This window comes from Cellulosimicrobium composti, from assembly GCF_009711085.1.
Classification (GTDB): domain Bacteria; phylum Actinomycetota; class Actinomycetes; order Actinomycetales; family Cellulomonadaceae; genus Cellulosimicrobium; species Cellulosimicrobium composti.
Window position 1 is genome coordinate 20,963 of sequence record NZ_WMKA01000019.1, and the last position, 17,173, is coordinate 38,135.

15 protein-coding genes are annotated in these 17,173 nt (G+C 73.9%); 10 read left to right on the top strand and 5 right to left on the bottom strand.

The features are described 5' to 3' along the window. The first annotated feature begins 46 nt into the window (after positions 1 to 46). Positions 47 to 379 carry a hypothetical protein gene (locus GJV82_RS09900; protein ID WP_024839913.1) on the top strand — a complete coding sequence of 111 codons (333 nt, stop codon included), beginning with the start codon at positions 47 to 49 and terminating at the stop codon, positions 377 to 379. Between the two features lie 21 nt (positions 380 to 400). Here the strand turns inward: GJV82_RS09900 and GJV82_RS09905 are convergent, their stop codons facing one another. Next, on the bottom strand, positions 401 to 1,585 hold the full coding sequence (locus GJV82_RS09905) for a Cmx/CmrA family chloramphenicol efflux MFS transporter (RefSeq protein WP_155099105.1): 1,185 nt from the start codon (positions 1,583 to 1,585) through the stop codon (positions 401 to 403). 248 nt (positions 1,586 to 1,833) lie between these two features. Then, positions 1,834 to 4,641, bottom strand: a complete 2,808-nt coding sequence (locus GJV82_RS09910; protein ID WP_155099106.1) for a flippase-like domain-containing protein — start codon at positions 4,639 to 4,641, stop codon at positions 1,834 to 1,836. Positions 4,642 to 4,806: 165 nt separating this feature from the next. Between GJV82_RS09910 and GJV82_RS09915 the strand changes: the two genes are divergently transcribed. The 5 genes from GJV82_RS09915 (at position 4,807) to GJV82_RS09935 (ending at position 11,617) form a co-directional block, all read left to right on the top strand. Further along, positions 4,807 to 5,544, top strand: coding sequence for an HdeD family acid-resistance protein (locus GJV82_RS09915; protein WP_024839910.1), 738 nt, complete (start codon positions 4,807 to 4,809; stop codon positions 5,542 to 5,544). A 273-nt stretch (positions 5,545 to 5,817) separates the two neighbouring features. Further along, the gene (locus GJV82_RS09920) at positions 5,818 to 7,458 is read left to right on the top strand and encodes an ABC transporter substrate-binding protein (protein ID WP_318657488.1); all 1,641 of its coding nucleotides are present in this window, start codon (positions 5,818 to 5,820) and stop codon (positions 7,456 to 7,458) included. Positions 7,459 to 7,558: 100 nt separating this feature from the next. Next, positions 7,559 to 8,674: an ABC transporter permease gene (locus tag GJV82_RS09925; protein ID WP_115941691.1), complete on the top strand. Its 1,116-nt coding sequence runs from the start codon at positions 7,559 to 7,561 to the stop codon at positions 8,672 to 8,674. Positions 8,675 to 8,819: 145 nt separating this feature from the next. Beyond that, complete coding sequence (locus tag GJV82_RS09930) at positions 8,820 to 9,893, top strand: ABC transporter permease (RefSeq protein ID WP_225873252.1); 1,074 nt, start codon at positions 8,820 to 8,822, stop codon at positions 9,891 to 9,893. Beyond that, the gene (locus tag GJV82_RS09935; RefSeq protein ID WP_155099109.1) at positions 9,890 to 11,617 is read left to right on the top strand and encodes a dipeptide ABC transporter ATP-binding protein; all 1,728 of its coding nucleotides are present in this window, start codon (positions 9,890 to 9,892) and stop codon (positions 11,615 to 11,617) included. The genes GJV82_RS09930 and GJV82_RS09935 overlap by 4 nt, the downstream gene beginning before the upstream one ends. 36 nt (positions 11,618 to 11,653) lie before the next feature. Here GJV82_RS09935 and GJV82_RS09940 read toward each other — a convergent pair whose 3' ends face one another. The 3 genes from GJV82_RS09940 to GJV82_RS09950 all read right to left on the bottom strand — a co-directional run bounded on the left by GJV82_RS09940 (position 11,654) and on the right by GJV82_RS09950 (position 14,031). Next, positions 11,654 to 12,403 (bottom strand): CPBP family intramembrane glutamic endopeptidase, encoded by a 750-nt coding sequence (locus GJV82_RS09940; RefSeq protein WP_318657493.1) that lies wholly within the window; start codon positions 12,401 to 12,403, stop codon positions 11,654 to 11,656. Between the two features lie 291 nt (positions 12,404 to 12,694). Beyond that, on the bottom strand, positions 12,695 to 13,066 hold the full coding sequence (locus GJV82_RS09945; RefSeq protein ID WP_155099110.1) for an AT hook motif protein: 372 nt from the start codon (positions 13,064 to 13,066) through the stop codon (positions 12,695 to 12,697). Next, on the bottom strand, positions 13,063 to 14,031 hold the full coding sequence (locus tag GJV82_RS09950) for an SPFH domain-containing protein (protein WP_318657489.1): 969 nt from the start codon (positions 14,029 to 14,031) through the stop codon (positions 13,063 to 13,065). Before GJV82_RS09950 ends, GJV82_RS09945 begins: the two co-directional genes overlap by 4 nt. Positions 14,032 to 14,274: 243 nt before the next feature. On the opposite strand from GJV82_RS09950, the gene GJV82_RS09955 reads away from it, so the two are divergent. Genes GJV82_RS09955 through GJV82_RS09970 form a run of 4 tightly spaced genes read left to right on the top strand, consistent with a single transcriptional unit; the run spans position 14,275 to position 17,096 of the window. Beyond that, on the top strand, positions 14,275 to 15,039 hold the full coding sequence (locus GJV82_RS09955) for a hypothetical protein (protein ID WP_051471499.1): 765 nt from the start codon (positions 14,275 to 14,277) through the stop codon (positions 15,037 to 15,039). Beyond that, positions 15,032 to 15,337 (top strand): transcriptional regulator, encoded by a 306-nt coding sequence (locus GJV82_RS09960; protein WP_024839901.1) that lies wholly within the window; start codon positions 15,032 to 15,034, stop codon positions 15,335 to 15,337. Before GJV82_RS09955 ends, GJV82_RS09960 begins: the two co-directional genes overlap by 8 nt. Next, a complete protein-coding gene (locus GJV82_RS09965; protein ID WP_155099111.1) occupies positions 15,334 to 16,308 on the top strand; it encodes an ABC transporter ATP-binding protein in 975 nt (324 codons plus the stop codon). Before GJV82_RS09960 ends, GJV82_RS09965 begins: the two co-directional genes overlap by 4 nt. Then, positions 16,305 to 17,096, top strand: a complete 792-nt coding sequence (locus GJV82_RS09970; protein WP_155099112.1) for an ABC transporter permease — start codon at positions 16,305 to 16,307, stop codon at positions 17,094 to 17,096. Before GJV82_RS09965 ends, GJV82_RS09970 begins: the two co-directional genes overlap by 4 nt. Positions 17,097 to 17,173: the final 77 nt, after the last annotated feature.

Sequence of the window (17,173 nt, forward strand, 5' to 3'; positions counted from 1 at the left end):
GGCGAGGATCGGGGCGCACATACCCACACGCACCCCAGGGGGCACCATGCGCCGTACCGCCACTCGTCCGATCGTCCTCGCGGCCGCCGCCGCACTGTGCGCGGTCGCGCTCGCCGGGTGCACCGCCAGCGCGAGCGCGAACCTCACAGTCCCCGCCTCGAAGATCGCGCAGGACGCCGAGGGCGCGCTCGCCGAGATCGGCGAGGCCGACGTGGACTGCGGCGACGGCACCGTGGACCTCGTGGACGGTGAGGTCGTCGAGTGCGAGCTCACCGACCCGGCGACCGGCACCGTGTACGACACGACCGTCACGCTCTCCGACGTCGAGGGCACGAACTACCACGTCGACGTCCAGGTCGCCGAGACCCCGAAGGCCTGACGCCCGGGCGGCGTCCGCGGCTCAGCGCGCCGCCCCGGCCTGCGCGGGGGCGACGACGCGGAGCAGGGGCGCCGCCAGCAGCAGGGCCGTCGCCGTGGCCGCGGCGGCGACCCACACCGGTCCGACCTCGCCGAGCCCCGTGGCGAGGGTCGCCGCCGCGACCGCCGGCCCCGCGGCCGCTCCGACGTTGAGCGCCGCCGTGGCGTAGGACCCGCCCATGCTCGGGGCCCGGGCCGCGGCGTAGAGCACGCGCGTGATCAGGGTGCTCCCGACGGCGAAGCCCAGGGCGCCCTGGACGAGGACGAGGCCGAGCAGCGCGGCCGGGTGCGCCGCGAACGCTGCCGTGGCGACCCATCCCAGGAGCAGCAGCACGCCGCCCACCGTGACGACGACCCGCGGGCTGCGGTCGGACACCCGCCCGGCGACGGTGACCCCGACGAAGGAGCCGACGCCGAAGAGCACGAGCGCGATCGCCACCCACCACGGGCTCAGCCCCGCGACGTCGGTGACGAGCGGCGCCAGGAACGTGAGCGCCGCGAAGGTGCCGGTGTTGACGAGCGCGGCGAGCACCATCGGCAGGACCAGCCGCAGCGATGCGAGCGCGGCGAGCTCCGCGCGCAGCGACGGCCCGCCGACCACGTGCACGGACGCGTGGGCACGGCGCGCCCGGGGGATGCCCCGGGCGATCCCGAGGGTTGCCGGGACGCACACGAGCGCGACCGCCCAGAAGGTCGAGCGCCACCCCGTGGCGGTGCCGAGGAGAGCGCCGGCCGGGACGCCGGCGACCATGGCGACGGTGGTGCCGGACAGGAGGACGGCGACGGCGCGACCCTTCCGGTCCGGGGCGACGAGCGTGGCCGCGGTGCTGAGCGCGACGGCGAGGAACCCCGCGTCGGCGACGGCCGCGACCAGGCGCGTCGTGAAGAGGACCGCGAAGCTCGGCGTGACCGCGCCGACGACGTGCGCGAGGGCGAACAGGACGAGACAGCCGAGGAGCGTGGCGCGCGCCGGCAGGCGACGCGTGAGCGCCGCCATGGTCGGTGCGCCCACCACCATGCCGAGGGCGAACGCCGAGGTGAGGAGGCCGGCCGTCCCGACCGGGACGCCGACGTCGGCGGCGATGTCCGGGACGAGCCCGGCGAGCATGAACTCCGAGGTGCCCATGGCGAAGACCGCCAGGGCGAGGACGTACAGGGCACGAGGCATCGAGGGCTCCGAGGTGAGTTGACGAGCGGGGAGGCGTCTCGTCACCACGGTCAGCGCCCGGGCGCGCGGCACCCGTCGCGGCCGTGCACGGCGGCAGGCGGGATGGTGTCAGGAGCTCAGCGGTCCGGGGCTGACGGTGCGTGACCGGCAGCCCCCGGAGTGGATGCCTCGGGGCTCGACATGCTCCCACCCTACCGAGCGCGGGCAGGGCGTCTCCAGCACCGCAGCCGCCCCCGGGGCGACGACCATCAGAGGTCGCCGGTCTTCTGCAGGTAGCGCATCGCGAACCACCCGAGCGGGATGCGCGCCCAGTACGTCGCGACACGGAAGAGCATCGCGACGGACGTCGCGATCGCGGGCGGGACCTGCGCGGCGGTCAGACCGGCGATGAGCGCGAGCTCGATCGCGCCGAGGCCGCCCGGCGTCGGGACGGCGGCGCCGGCGGCGTTGCCCACCAGGTAGATCACGGCGACGTCCACGAGGTCGAGCTGCTGCCCGAACGCGGCGAGCGCGGCGTCGAACGCGAGCACGTACCCGAGCGTCATGACGATGTTGCCCGCGAAGCCGAGCCCGAGACGCCCCGGCTGCCCCAGCATCTCCGACAGGCGAGGCCACACCTGCTGCACCGTCGGCCGGATCTTCGCGAGCGCCCACGTGCGCACCGCGGGGACGAGGAGCGTGGCGAGGACCGCCAGGGCGACGCCCCCGATCGCGAGCAGGACGGTGGTCGACGGGAGCTGCACGAGCCCGCCCTCGCCCGTGAAGACGGACAGCACGACGAGGATGAGGATCGTCACGACGAACTGCGACACCTGCACGAGGCCCACGGTCGCGACGGCCATGGGTGTCGAGATGCCGCGCCGGGTGAGCAGGCGCAGGTTGAGCGCGGCCGGGCCGATGCCCGCGGGCGCGGCGAGCGCGATGTAGGAGCCCGCGGCCTGGGTGAGGTTGACGCGCCAGAACGGCAGGCGCTTGGGGGAGAACGCGGTGAGCGTGAGCGCCGCCCCGACCCACGTGAGGACGCCGAGCGCGAACGACAGGACGGCGAACCAGGGGTTGGCCTCCGTGACGGCGGTCGCGATCTGGTCGAAGTTGAACGACGTGACGAGCGCCGTGACGGCCGCGATGACGAGGACGAGCGTGAGGATCGTGCGCGCACCGAAGCGGGTGATGCGCTGCGGGTCGACGTCCGCCTCCGGCAGCCGCTCGACGAGCGCGGCGCGCAGCTCCTTGAGCAGCTCCTTGTCCTGCCGGATCTCCTCGCGCGTGCTCGGCGGCAGCGCGACGGACTGGAGCAGGGGGCCGATCGCGGCGATGTCGTCGTCGGGCAGCACGCTCACCGCGGACTCCACGGCGCGGCGCGCGCCGACGCGCAGCGCGAGCAGCGCGACCATCTGCGCGAGGTCCAGGCGGCGCGCGAGCTCGGACGACGCGATGTCGCCCTGCTCCCATCCCGTCAGCCAGACCTGCGGCGCCCCGGTGGCGGGCTCGCGCGAGACGAGCATGACGTCCGACGTCAGCGCGCGGTGCGCGATCCCGGCGGAGTGGGCGAGGCGGAGCTGGCGCCACGCCTCGTTGAGCACGGAGTCGGTGAGGTCGCCGACAGGGAGGTCGCGCAGCGACACGGCTCCGGTCGCGTGCTCCTGCACCAGGACCATCGAGTCCTCCGACTCGGCGACGCCGAGCAGCCGCGGCGTGCGCACGCCCGCGGCGCGTGCCGCGTAGGAGAGCAGCGCGGTGCGCTCCGCGGCGGCGCGCAGCGAGATCGCGGCACGTCCCTCGCTGCCGCGCAGGCGCAGGGACCGCCAGAGGCGGGTGAGGGAACCGACGACCTGCCGGTCGCCGTCGAGCACGACGACGTCCCGCCGCACGCCGTCCTCCGTGAGCATCGCGTAGACGCGGTTGTCGCCCGCGCGCGTGAGCGCGATGGCGGCCGGGTCCGACGGGGCGTCCGGGGCGTCGTCCTCGGCCGGCGCCCCGGCCGGGCCGGCCGCCGTCTCCCGGCCGGGCGCCGCGGGCGTGCCCAGGTGCTGCGCGGCGAGCGCGGCGTCGGCGGTGAGGACCGTTCCCGCGTCGTCCGTGGCGCCGGGGGCGCGCAGGACGCCGACGTGGACCTCCGCGGTGATGCGACCCTCCGCGTCGACCTCGGTGATGGGGTCGTCCGCGGCCTCGGCGAGCTCCTCGTCGTCGGTGACGTCGCGGACGCGCACGAGCGCCGTGGGGGAGAAGCCGGCGCGCCGGACGCCCGCCACGAGGTCGGGGCCGTAGGCGCGCTCGCTGCGCACGCCCGAGACGTAGCGCACCGCCAGCCCGGCGATGCGGCCGAGCAGCAGCGTGATGATGATGCCCGGCAGCGAGACCTGGCCCGTGACGAGCACGACGCCGATCGCGACGAACAGCAGGTTCCACGACCACTTGACCGTGCGGCGCCGGGTCCGGGTCCCGGCGGCCGTGAGCAGGCCGCCGATCGCGGCGACGTACCCGGGGACGGTGAGCCGCCACTCGCCCTGCGTGAAGACCGACAGGCCGCGCACGAGCTCGTCGGAGCCCCACGTGCGCAGCGCGAGCACGACGAGGACGCCGAGGAGCAGCCCGAGGGCGGCGGCGACGATGGACTCGACGACCTGCCGGCCGAGCCGGCGGACCCCGAGCTCGGTGAGGACCGCGATGGGCACGAAGAGCGTGACGAGGCCCTCGAGCACCGCGACGGGGACGAACAGGATCCGCGCGAGCAGGTCGGAGAAGTTGCGCACGTCCTCCGCGACGCCCGCCGTCGTGCCGTGCGCGTAGACGGTCATGAGCAGCACGACCACGACGCCCGCCGCGCACAGCACGAGGTTGACGAGGTCGACCGGGTGGCGCACGCGAGGCTCGGCCGTGTCGACGACGCGGACGGTGCCCTCCTCGTCGCGGTCCCGCGGTGCGAGGAGCGCCTCGAGCGCGCCCGTCTGCGGCCGCGGTTCCGGGCGTCCCTGGCTCACGAGAGAGCCGACCTCGACGACCGCGCCGACGTGGGACGCGTCGCGCGCGGAGGGCTCGGGCGCGGGGGACGACATGCGAGCGAGTCTAGGTGCGGGGGTGTTGGCGGGCGCGGGATTTGGCCGGTTCCTCCGGGTGATTCGCCCCGTTCGCCCGCATGCCGGACGCCCGTGGCGGCCCGTTCGGCGGGCGGGTGTGAGCAAGCCCTCCCTAGCATGGGGCGGAGCACCCAGGAGGCCGGCATGGCACGAGGCACGACGACCGAGCGTCCCGCCGCGGGCGACCCCGCGACGCCGGACGAGGACGGCCAGGAGCGCAACCCGTTCCGGAAGGTGTGGTGGCTCCCGGTGGTCCGGGGGACCCTTCTCGTCGTCCTGGGCCTCCTCCTCATGATCGAGCCGCTCGAGCGGCTGGGGACGCTCCGGGTCGTGCTGGGAGCGTTCCTCGTGGCCGACGGCGTGCTGGTCGCCGTGCAGGGGTTCGTGCACCGGCGGCAGGTGGGGTCCGCGTGGTGGCTCGCGCAGGCGGGCGTCAACGTCGTGTTCGGCGTGGTCGTGGCGTTGTGGCCGGACCTCACCGCGACCGCGGTCTACTACGTGCTGGCCGTGTGGGTCCTCGTGCTCGGTATCACGACGATCGCGGGTGCTGCCGCGCTCGCGCGCAACCGCGACCTGGGCTGGGCGTGGATGCTCGCGGTCGGGATCGTCTCGGTGCTGTTCGGGGTCCTGCTCGTCACGCGCCCGCTCGACTCCTTCGACGTGCTGCGCCTCGTGACCGTCGTGTTCGCGCTCTACGCCTTCGTGACGGGCGCGATCCACGTGGTGTCCGGGTTCGCGGTCCGGGCGGTCGCGCGCGAGCTCGCCGACCTGCGCGCGCAGGCCGTCGCGGCGGGCGTCGTCGTGACGGGGGGCTCGGTGCTCGGTGCCGCCGCCGACGGCGCGGACCCGGCGGGCCCGTCGGTGCCGGCCGCGGACTCCTGAGGCCGCCCGGAGAGGGGCGGACTCTACACCTGCGCCGTACGTCGCGACGATGTGTCTCACGTCACGACCGTTGCCCGGGGCGCAGGGTTACGACCGGGTAACAACACTGGCGTTCTGTCCAGGTTTTTACCGATCCTGAGCCCGGCGCGACATCTCGTCGTGCTAGAAATCACGACACTCCGCCGACAGGTCGGGGTCCTGGTGCGTGCAGCGTCGCACCACCGGTGTCTCGCACCCCGAGAAACCCACGAAAGAGGTAGACACAAGACAGCGGTGTCCAGGAAGCGGCTCCTCGCCGCGGCCGCCGGCATCACGGCGGTGACGCTGACCCTGACCGCATGCGGCGGGGGCTCGGACGACGGCGAGGGCGACGGCGGCGACGGCGGCAGCTCGGCGAGCGGCTCGCTCGTCATCGGCACGACCGACAAGGTCACGGTGCTCGACCCGGCCGGCTCGTACGACAACGGCTCGTTCGCCGTGATGAACCAGGTCTTCCCGTTCCTGCTGAACACGCCCTACGGCAGCCCCGACGTCGAGCCCGACATCGCGGAGTCGGCCGAGTTCACGTCGCCGACGGAGTACACCGTCAAGCTCAAGCCGGGCCTCAAGTGGGCCAACGGGAACGACCTCACGTCGTCCGACGTGAAGTTCACGTTCGACCGCCAGATCGCGATCAACGACCCGAACGGCCCGGCGTCGCTGCTCTACAACCTCGACAGCGTCGAGACGCCGGACGACACGACGGTCGTCTTCCACCTCAAGAGCGAGAACGACCAGCTCTTCCCGCAGATCCTGTCGAGCCCCGCGGGCCCGATCGTCGACGAGGAGGTGTTCGCGGCCGACGCGCTCACGCCCGACCAGGAGATCGTCGACGGCAACGCGTTCGCCGGCCAGTACACGATCACGGGCTACAAGTTCAACGAGCTCGTCTCCTACGAGGCGTACGACGGCTACGAGGGCCTGCTCGGCCCGGCGAAGACCGACAAGGTCGCGGTGAAGTACTTCGCCGAGGCGTCGAACATGAAGCTCGAGATCCAGCAGGGCAAGATCGACGTCGCGTGGCGCAGCCTCTCCGCGACGGACATCGAGGACCTGCGCGGCAACGACGACGTCAAGGTCGTCGACGGCCCCGGTGGCGAGATCCGCTACATCACGTTCAACTTCGACACCCAGCCGTACGGCGCGAAGACGCCCGAGGCGGACCCGGCGAAGGCGCTCGCGGTGCGTCAGGCGGCCGCGTCGCTCATCGACCGCGACGAGCTCTCCGAGCAGGTCTACAAGGGCACGTACACCCCGCTGTTCTCCTACGTCCCGGCGGGCCTGACCGGCGCGATCGAGCCGCTCAAGGAGATGTACGGCGACGGTGCGGGCAAGCCCGACGCCGCCAAGGCGGAGCAGCTCCTGGCCGACGCGGGCGTCGAGACGCCCGTGACGCTCAACCTCCAGTACTCGAACGACCACTACGGCCCGTCGTCGGCCGACGAGTACGCGCTCATCAAGGACCAGCTGGAGAAGGACGGCCTGTTCACGGTCAACCTCCAGACGACCGAGTGGGTCACCTACGCGGAGGAGCGCACCGCCGACGTCTACCCGGCCTACCAGCTCGGCTGGTTCCCGGACTACTCGGACGCCGACAACTACCTCACGCCGTTCTTCCTCACGGAGAACTTCCTGGTGAACCACTACGCCAACCAGGAGGTCAACGACATGATCCTCCAGCAGGCGGCGACGCCGGACGCCGACGAGCGCACCGCGCTCATCGAGGAGATCCAGACGAAGGTCGCGGCCGACCTGTCGACCCTGCCGTACCTCCAGGGTGCGCAGGTCGCGGTCGTCGGCGCGGACGTGGAGGGGGCCGAGGACACGCTCGACCCGTCCTTCAAGTTCCGCTACGCGGCGCTGTCCAAGGGCTGACGTCCCCGCCCGGCCATCCCCGCGCGATCCGCGGGGAGGGCCGGGCGCCGCTCGTCCGGCGCCGGCACACCGGCGCCCGGGCACCTGACGAAGAGACGACATGACGACCACCACCACCGGCACGCCGGTCGGCGAGAGCACCGGGGCCGACCCGGCCTCGGCGACCCCCCGCCCACGACGGCGCCGCGGGGGCGGCGGCGGGCTCGGGAGCTACGTCCTGGTCCGCGCGCTCCTCATCCTCCCCACCGTCTTCATCCTCGTGACCACGGTCTTCGTGGTCATGCGCGCCACGGGCGACCCGATCACCGCCGCGCTCGGCGGCCGCCTCACGCCCGACCAGCTCGCCGAGCGCATCCACGAGGCCGGCTACGACCGCCCGGTCCTCGTGCAGTACCTCGAGTACCTCGGCGGCATCGTGCGCGGCGACTTCGGCACGACGATCAGCGACAACCGGCCCGTGACCGAGGTGCTCGCCACGTACGGGGCCGCGACGCTCGAGCTCGCGACGTACGCGCTGCTCGTCGCGTTCGTCGTCGGCATCCCCCTGGGCATGCTCGCCGGCTACCTGCGCGACCGCGTGCCCGACGCGATGCTGCGCATCTCCGCGATCCTCGCGTACGCGACGCCCGTCTTCTTCGCCGGTCTCATGCTCAAGCTCGTCTTCTCGGTCTGGCTCGGCTGGCTGCCCGTGTCCGGGCGTGCGTCGACCGACGCGGAGATCGAGCTGCAGTTCCTCGACGACTCCACGGGCTTCTACCTGGTCGACGCGATCCGCACGGGCGACCCCGCGATCGTCGGGGACGTCCTGGAGCACGCCGTGCTCCCCGCGCTCGCGCTCGGCCTGCTCACCGCGGGCGTGTTCCTGCGCCTCGTGCGCACCAACGTCATCGGCACGCTCTCCACCGACTACGTCGTCGCGGCGCGCTCGCGCGGCGTGCGCGAGTCGCGCCTCGTGCGCGCCCACGCGTGGCGCCCCGCGCTCATCCCGATCATCACCGTCATCGGGCTCCAGGTCGCGATGCTCCTCGCGGGCGCCGTTCTCACCGAGACGACCTTCGAGTGGAAGGGCCTCGGGTTCCAGCTCGCCGAGTACCTCCAGGCGCGCGACTTCGTCGCCGTGCAGGGGATCGTCGTGCTCATGGCCGTGATCGTCGCGGTGACCAACTTCCTCGTCGACATCATCGCGGCGCTCATCGACCCGAGGGTGAGGTACTGACATGGTCGCGGAGACCGTCGTCCCGGCCGGTCCGGGCACCGGGAGCCCCGGCCCCGTCGTCGTCCCCGAGCGCGGTCGCGTCGCGTGGTGGAAGCGCCTGCCCGTCGTGCACCAGCTCCGCCAGAGCGTGGGCCTGCAGCGCGGCATGCTCGTCGCGGGCCTCGTCATCACGGGGATCTTCCTGCTCACCGCGGCGCTCGCGCCCGTGCTCGCGCCCTACGGCTACAGCCAGCTCCGCTCGGCGGACGGGCCGTTCGGCGCCCAGCAGCCGCCGTCGGCCGAGCACCTGCTCGGCACGACCTTCGGCGGCTATGACGTGCTGTCGCGCGTCATCTGGGGCGCGCAGACGGCGCTGCTCGTCATCGTCGTCGCGATCCTCGCGTCGATCGTCCTCGGCGTGCTGCTCGGGCTCGTGTCCGGGTACGTCGGCGGGTGGGCCGACCGCCTCCTCGTCGTGCTGTGCGACGCGATCTACGCGTTCCCGTCCCTGCTCCTCGCGATCCTCATGGCGATCGTCATCTCCGGCGGCCAGTCGAGCATGTGGGGCGGCATCCTCGCCGCCGCGCTGTCCATCACCGTGGTGTTCGTGCCGCAGTACTTCCGCGTCACGCGCGCGGAGGTCGTGCGGATCAAGGGCGAGGCGTTCGTCGACTCGGCGCGCGTGCTCGGCACGCCGCACCGGCGCATCATGTTCCGCCACGTCCTGCGGAACTCGACCCGCACCCTCCCGCTCATCGTCACGCTCAACGCGTCCGAGGCGATCCTCACGCTCGCCGGTCTCGGCTTCCTCGGGTTCGGCATCGAGCCGACGGCGGCCGCGGAGTGGGGCTACGACCTCAACAAGGCCGTGTCCGACGTGACGAGCGGCATCTGGTGGACGGCGCTCTTCCCGGGCCTCGCGATCGTGCTCGTCGTCCTCGGCATCACGCTCGTCGGGGAGAGCCTCAACGACCTCGCCGACCCGCGCCTGCGCTCGCGGCGCGCCGCGGCCGAGGTGTCGGGCGAGGTCGCGGAGACGTCGGTCGTCCCCGGCGGCACGCTGACCGCCGGCCCGGGCGGGCTCGACGCGATCGAGGGCGCGGGCTCGCGCTCCGACGAGCTCGCCGCCGCTCCCGCCCTGCCCGACCCCGACGCCGTCGGGCTCGACGGCCGGCCGTCCGGGTCCGCGGACGACCCGCGCGACGGCGCACCGCACGACGAGACGGAGGACCGGCGATGAGCGCCGTGACGGACGAGACGACCCGCGCGGCCGCTGCCGCGCGCCCCGTCGTGACGATCCGCGACCTCGCGGTGTCGTTCGCGACCGACGCCGGCTCGGTCCGGGCGGTCGACGGCGTCGACCTGGAGGTCGCGCCGGGCGAGGTGCTCGCCGTCGTCGGCGAGTCCGGCTCCGGCAAGTCCGTGACCGCCAAGACGATCCTCGGCCTGCTGCCGTCGACCGCGACGGCGCGCGGCGCCGTCGTGCTGACGAACAAGGCCGGGACCGCGGAGCACGACGTCGTCTCGCTCGCGGGCGAGCGGCTGCGCCAGGTGCGGGGCACCGACGTGGCGATGGTGTTCCAGGAGCCGTCCGCCGCGCTCAACCCCGTGTACACGGTGGGCTGGCAGATCATGGAGGGCATCCGGGCGCACGGGAAGGTGTCGCGGCGCGAGGCGCGCCGGCGCGCGGTCGACGTGCTGCGGCGCGTCGGCATCCCCGACCCGGAGACGCGCGTCGACCACTACCCGCACCAGTTCTCCGGCGGGCAGAAGCAGCGCATCGTCATCGCGATGGCGCTCGTGCTCGACCCGGGCCTCATCGTCGCGGACGAGCCGACGACGGCCCTCGACGTCACCGTGCAGGCGGAGATCCTCGACCTCCTGCGCCGGTGCCGCGACGAGTTCGGCACCGCGATCGTGCTCATCACGCACAACATGGGCGTCGTCGCGGACCTCGCCGACCGCGTCGCGGTCATGTACCAGGGCAAGGTCGTGGAGCAGGCGACCGCGCGCGAGCTGTTCGCCGCGCCGCAGGCCGCGTACACGAAGGCGCTGCTGGAGTCCGTGCCGCGCATCGGCGAGGGGACCGCGCGCGCCGTGGCCCGCGCGTCGGTCCGCGCGGACGGCTGGGCGGACGCCGAGCCCGTCGTCGCGGCGCAGGGGCTGACCGTCACGTACCCGGGCCGCCTGCGCCGCCCGGGGTTCACCGCCGTCGACGACGTGTCGCTGACGATCCGCCCCGGCGAGGTGCTCGGCCTCGTGGGCGAGTCCGGCTCGGGCAAGACGACGTTCGCGCGCGCGGTCGCCGGCCTCACCAAGGTCACGGGCGGGTCGCTGCGCGTGCTCGGCGTCGAGATGAACGGCGTCAAGGAGCGCGACCTGCGCCCCGTGCGCCCGCGCATCGGCTTCGTGTTCCAGGACCCCGCGACGAGCTTCAACCCGCTGCTCACGATCGCCGACTGCGTCGCCGAGCCGCTCGTCGTGCACGGGCGCGCGGAGTCGCCCCAGGCGGCGCGCGGCCGGGTCGACGAGCTCCTGGAGGCCGTCCAGCTCCCGCGTTCGTACGGCGACCGGTTCCCGCACGAGCTCTCCGGCGGGCAGCGCCAGCGCGCGTCGCTCGCCCGGGCGCTCGCGCTCGACCCGGAGCTGCTCGTGGCCGACGAGCCGACGTCCGCGCTCGACGTCTCCGTGCAGGCGCGCGTGCTCGAGCTGTTCGCCGAGCTCCAGCGCGAGCTCGGGTTCGCGAGCCTGTTCGTCTCGCACGACCTCGCCGTCGTGGACCTGCTGGCCGACCGCATCGCGGTGCTCTACCGGGGCCGGCTCGTCGAGGAGGGGACGGGTGCGGAGGTGCTGGGCGACCCGCGCGGGGAGTACACGCGCCGGCTGCTCGCGTCGCTGCCCGTCCCGGACCCGGTGCTCCAGGCCGAGCGCCGCGAGGAGCTGCGCGCCCTGCGCGGCGCCTGACCGGTCCCGCCCGGGCCGGTGACGGCCCGGGCGGGGTCACGCGAGGCCGAGGGACTGCTTCCACTCCAGGGGGAGCAGGGCGTACCCGACGAACGCGACGACGTCGAGCAGCGTGTGCGCGACGACGAGCGGCATGACGCGGTGCCGTTCCCAGCGGGACGTGTAGAACCACGAGAACACGACGCCCATGACGACGTTCCCGAGGAACGGCCCGAACCCCTGGTACAGGTGGTACGACCCGCGCAGGAGCGAGCTCCACACGACGAACTTCACGCGGCCCCAGCCGAGGTCGCGCGTGCGCTCGAACAGGTAGCCGACCGCGACGACCTCCTCGAGCAGGCCGTTCTGCAGCGCTGCGAGGATCAGCACGGGCACCGTCCACCACGCGGCGTTGAGCGCGGAGGCCTGGACGTCGACCGTGATGCCGAGGGTGCGGCCCAGGAGGTAGAACCCGAGGCCCGGGATGCCGATGGCCGCGGCGAGCGCGAAGCCCCACCCCACGTCCCTGAGGGGGCGTGACCCGTCGAGCCCGATCGCGCGGACGGCCGAGCGCCCGCGCGCGCTGAGCAGGTACAGCGCGAGCGCGACGGGCAGCACCGCGAAGAAGATCCCGACGAGCTGGTACGTGAGGTCGAGGTAGGGGCGCGCGGACTGGCTGACGTTGAGGCTCGCCGACTGGTCGCGCAGCGGCGTCCCGGCGGTGAGCCGCGCGACGATGTTGATGATCGCGTAGACGGCCGACTTGCCCAGGCTCAGCCCGAGCACGATCCAGATCTCCGCGCCGATGCGTCGCCGGGTCGCGCGGTCGGGGCGCGCGGGCGTGACATCGGTGGCGTCGGCGGCGCGCGCGGGGGCGGCGGTCGAGCCGGGCGCGGCGGTCGTCGGGCCGGGTGCGGCCGGGGAGCCGGGAGCGGTCAGGTCGGGCACCGTCCGGTTATAGCACCGCACCCCGGGAGCGGCCTCGACGCCGCCTGGACGTCGGCTGTTCGCCGAGCACGAGCCTCCTCGCCGGCGAGCACGGGATTGCTGTCGTTCTCGGCCCGATGGCGACAGCAACCCCGTGTTCGGCGGGAGAGGTCAGGTGCGGGGCGGGCGGCCCGGGCGGCGGGGCGGGCGGACGTCGCGGGGGAGGCGGCCGGCGTCGTCGAGCGCGCGGCGCAGCAGCATCTCGATCTGCGCGTTGACGCTGCGCAGGTCGTCGCCGGCCCAGCGGGCGAGGGCGTCGTGCACCGCGGGGTCGAGGCGCAGGAGCACCGACTTGCGCTGCGGTCGCTGCGCGCGGCCCGTGCCCGCGGCCGGCCGCTCGCCCGACGCCGGCCGCTCGCCCTGCGCGGTCGCCTCGCCCCCGGGCGCGTTCCCAGCGGTGGGCACGCCGCGGCCCGGCGACGGCTGCTCGCCGTCGCCGGGTGCGTCACGCTCGTCGGGCGGCGTGGGCCCGGCGGCGGTCACTGGTACAGGGACCCCGTGTTGACGACGGGCGTCACGCGGCTGTCCCCGCAGAGCACGACGAGGAGGTTCGAGACCATCGTGGCGCGGCGCTCGTCGTCGAGCGTGACGACGTCCTCGGCCTCGAGGCGCGCGAGCGCGTCCTCGACCATCGACACCGCACCCTCGACGATGCGCGAGCGCGCGGCGATGATCGCGCCCGCCTGCTGGCGCTGGAGCATCGCCTGGGCGATCTCGGGGGCGTACGCGAGGTTGGAGATGCGCGCCTCGATGACCTCGACGCCCGCGACGACGACGCGCGCCGCGACCTCGGCGGCGATCTCCGCCGACACGACCTCCGTCGCGCCGCGCAGCGACTGCTCGCCCGCCTCCGCGTCGTCGTACGGGTGGGACATCGCGACGTGGCGCAGCGCCGACTCCGCCTGGACGCGGACGAAGTCCGTGTAGTCCTCGACCGCGAAGCTCGCCTTCGCCGTGTCCGCGACCTGCCAGACGACGATCGCGGCGATGTTGATCGGGTTGCCGTCGGCGTCGTTGACCTTGAGCTCGCTCGTCTCGAAGTTGCGCACGCGCACGGACACGCGGCGGCGCGTGCTGAGCGGCACGGTCGCGACGAGCCCCGTGGTGCGCACGGTGCCGAGGTAGCGGCCGAAGAACTGGACGACGACGGTCTCGCCCGGGTTGATCACGGCGACCCCGGTGGGCACGAGCACGCCCAGGAGGAAGAGCAGCACGCCGAGCGTGACGAGCGGACCGGCCGGCCCGACCTCCGCCGCGGCGGCCACGACGGACGCGGCACCACCGGCGAGCAGCAGGACGCTCAGGGCGATGACGGCCGCAGCGCCGCCGGCACCGAGCGACCAGGCAGGGCGCTCCACGATGTCGACGCGCGTGCCGTCGTGACCGACCGGACGGCCGGTCGGCTCGCCTCCGACGGACTCCTGCGGGGGTGCTGCGCTCTCGGTCACGGTCTCGTCCTCTCCTGCGGCGCGGGGCGCGTCGGGTGTATAGCAATGTGATATCACATTATCGCGTCGCGGCGCGAGCGTGCGTCACCGCGACGCTGTCGCCGCGCAGGGATGTGCGCGGTGTGCTGCACGCGCGGGTGAGGCCGACGTCGGGAAAGGGGGTTGTGCGATGGCGCGCTCGCGTGTCACCCTACAAACAGGTTTGCAACGCAGAGTAGTTTTCGACACCACCGAGAGGTTCCCATGACGACCGACGACGCCGACGCCCCCCGCACCGGGACGGACGAGCCGGACGAGCGCGCGCTCGACGTCGCCGAGACGCTCCGCCTGATCCGCGAGCAGCAGGACCAGGCGCGCGACGCGACCGAGCCGGACACGCGGCTGCTGTGCCTCGCGTGGGGCGTCGCCTGGCTCGTCGGCTACCTGTGCCTGTGGGTGAGCGCGGTGCGCATCGCCGACGGCGCCGACGTCGTGCGGCTCCGCTCCGGGGCCGGCCAGGTCGTCGGGGCCCAGCCGGAGCCGTGGGCGTTCTGGGTCTTCTTCAGCCTCATCGTGGCCGCGACCGTGCTCACCATCGTCCACACCGTCGCGCGGACCGCCGGCACCCGGGGCGTCAGCGCCCGGACCGGCGCGATGTACGGGTGGTCGTGGATGCTCGGCTTCGCGTGCTACGGGTTCGTCCTCGGCGGGCTCGCCCGCGCGGGCGCGTCCCCGGAGGTCATGGCGCTCGCGAGCAACGCGCTGGCGAGCATCGTCGTGGGCCTCCTGTACCTCGGCTGCGCCGTCGCGTTCGACTCCCGCGGGCTGTTCGTCCTCGGGGTGTGGATGCTCGTCACCGCCGGCGCCGCGACCTTCGCGGGCCTGCCGTACACGTACCTCGTCATGGCGCTCGCGGGCGGCGGCGGGTTCCTCGTCATGGCGGGGATCGAGCACCTCCTGCGCCTGCGCCGTCGTCGGCTCGCCGACGGGCCCGCGCTCGCCGGGCGGACGGGAGCCGTCGATGCCTGAGACCGAGCTCGACCCCGTCATCCACGCCCCCGCGCGCCTGCGCGTCGTCGCGACGCTCGCGGCTCTCGGGAGCGGGGACGAGCTGTCCTTCCCCAAGCTCCAGAAGCTGCTGGGGATGACGGCGGGGAACCTCTCCACCCACCTGCGCAAGCTCGAGGACGCGGGCTACGTCACCGTCACCAAGACGCACGAGGGTCGCACGCCGGCGACCTACCTCGCCCTCACGACCCGCGGCCGCGCGGCGTTCGAGGACTACACGGCCGCACTGAACACCCTCCTGAGAGGAGCTGGAGCATGAGCGCCCAGCGCACGAGCCCCACCCGGGCCGCCCGGCCCGAGACCGCGCCTCCGGACGCGGACGCCGCCCGCCCGGTCGTCGCCGTCGACCACGTGACCCGCCGCTTCGGGCAGGTCGTCGCGCTCGACGACGTGTCCCTGCGCGTCGGGGCGGGCGAGCTCGTCGGCCTCCTCGGCCCGAACGGTGCCGGGAAGTCCACCCTGCTGTCCCTCGTGAGCGGGCAGCGCCGTCCCGACGCCGGGACGGTCCGGCTGCTCGGCGGCGACCCGCGCGACGCGCGCAGCCGCGTCGGCCTCGGCCTCACGCCGCAGGAGACCGGCCTGCCCGCGACGCTCAAGGTGCGCGAGGTCGTCGACTTCGTCGGCGGGCACTACCCGAACCCGGTCCCGACCGGCGAGCTGCTCGACCAGTTCGGCCTCGCCGACCTCGCCCGGCGCCAGACCGGGGCGATGTCCGGCGGGCAGAAGCGCCGCCTCGCGGTCGCGCTCTCGCTCGTCGGGCGCCCGCGCGTCGTGCTGCTCGACGAGCCGACCACCGGGCTCGACGTGAGCGCGCGCCAGGCGCTGTGGGACGCGATCCGCGCGTACCACGCGGGCGGCGGGACGGTGCTGCTGACGAGCCACTACCTCGAGGAGGTGCAGGCGCTCGCGCAGCGGGTCGTCGTCATCGACCAGGGCGTGGTCAAGGCCGACGACTCGCTCGACGCGATCCTGCGGCGCGTGTCGCTGCGGCGCGTCGTCGTCGGGTCGCCCGCCGACCTGAGCGACCGCCCCGGCGTCGTGCGGGCCGACCGCCTCGGCGACGGCCGCCAGGAGCTCTACACGCCCGACGCCGACGCGCTCGTGCGCGAGCTCGTCACGTCGGGCGTCGACTTCCACGACCTCGAGATCCGGGGCGCGAGCCTCGAGGAGGCGTTCGAGCAGATGGTCGCGCGCGGCGCGGCCCCGACGACGGAGGCATCGGCACGATGACCACGACGACCCCCCGCGCGCCCGCCGCGGCGCTGCCCGGCCCGCTGCGGATGACGTGGCTGCACCTGAAGTACCAGTTCCTGGAGACGGTCCGCGTACCCGTCGCCGTGCTGGGCAACCTCCTGTTCCCGGCGCTCGCGATGTTCTTCTTCGTCGTGCCGCAGAAGGAGGTCGCGCAGGACCCGCTCGCGGCGACCATGGCCGTGGCGTCGCTCGGCCTGTTCGCGATCTGCTCGGCGAGCCTGTTCACGTACGGGCTCGGCGTCGCGGAGGACCGCCAGCTGCCGTTCGACCCGTTCGTGCGCACGCTCCCCGCGGGGCCCGCGCCGCGCATGGCCGCGCGCGTGCTCAACGGCGGCGTGTTCTCGCTGTTCGGGCTCGTGCCGCTCGTCCTCATCGCGTGGCTGTTCACCGACGCGAGCGTCACGTGGGGCCAGCTCCTCGCGGGCGTCGGGACGGTCCTGCTGGTGTCCGTGCCCTTCGTCCTGCTCGGCATGGCGATCGGGTACTCGCTGTCGGCGAAGGCCGCGCTGCCGGTGGTGCAGGTGATCCTGTTCCCGCTCGCGTTCGCCGGCGGCCTGTTCCTCCCGCCGTTCCTCTTCCCGGACTGGCTGAACACGATCTCGATGGCCACCCCGACGCGAGCCGGCCGCGACCTGCTCGTCCAGGCGCTCACCGGCGAGCCGGCGTACGGGGGCGCGTGGTTCGTCCTGCTCGGCTGGACGGTGTTGTTCGCCGCCCTCGCGGTGGGCGCCTACCGCCGCGACGAGGGCCGCCGCTTCCGCTGACCGCCACTCCCTCCCGCCGAACACGGGGTTGCTGTCGTTATCCCGCGGATAACGACAGCAACCCCGTGCTCGACGCC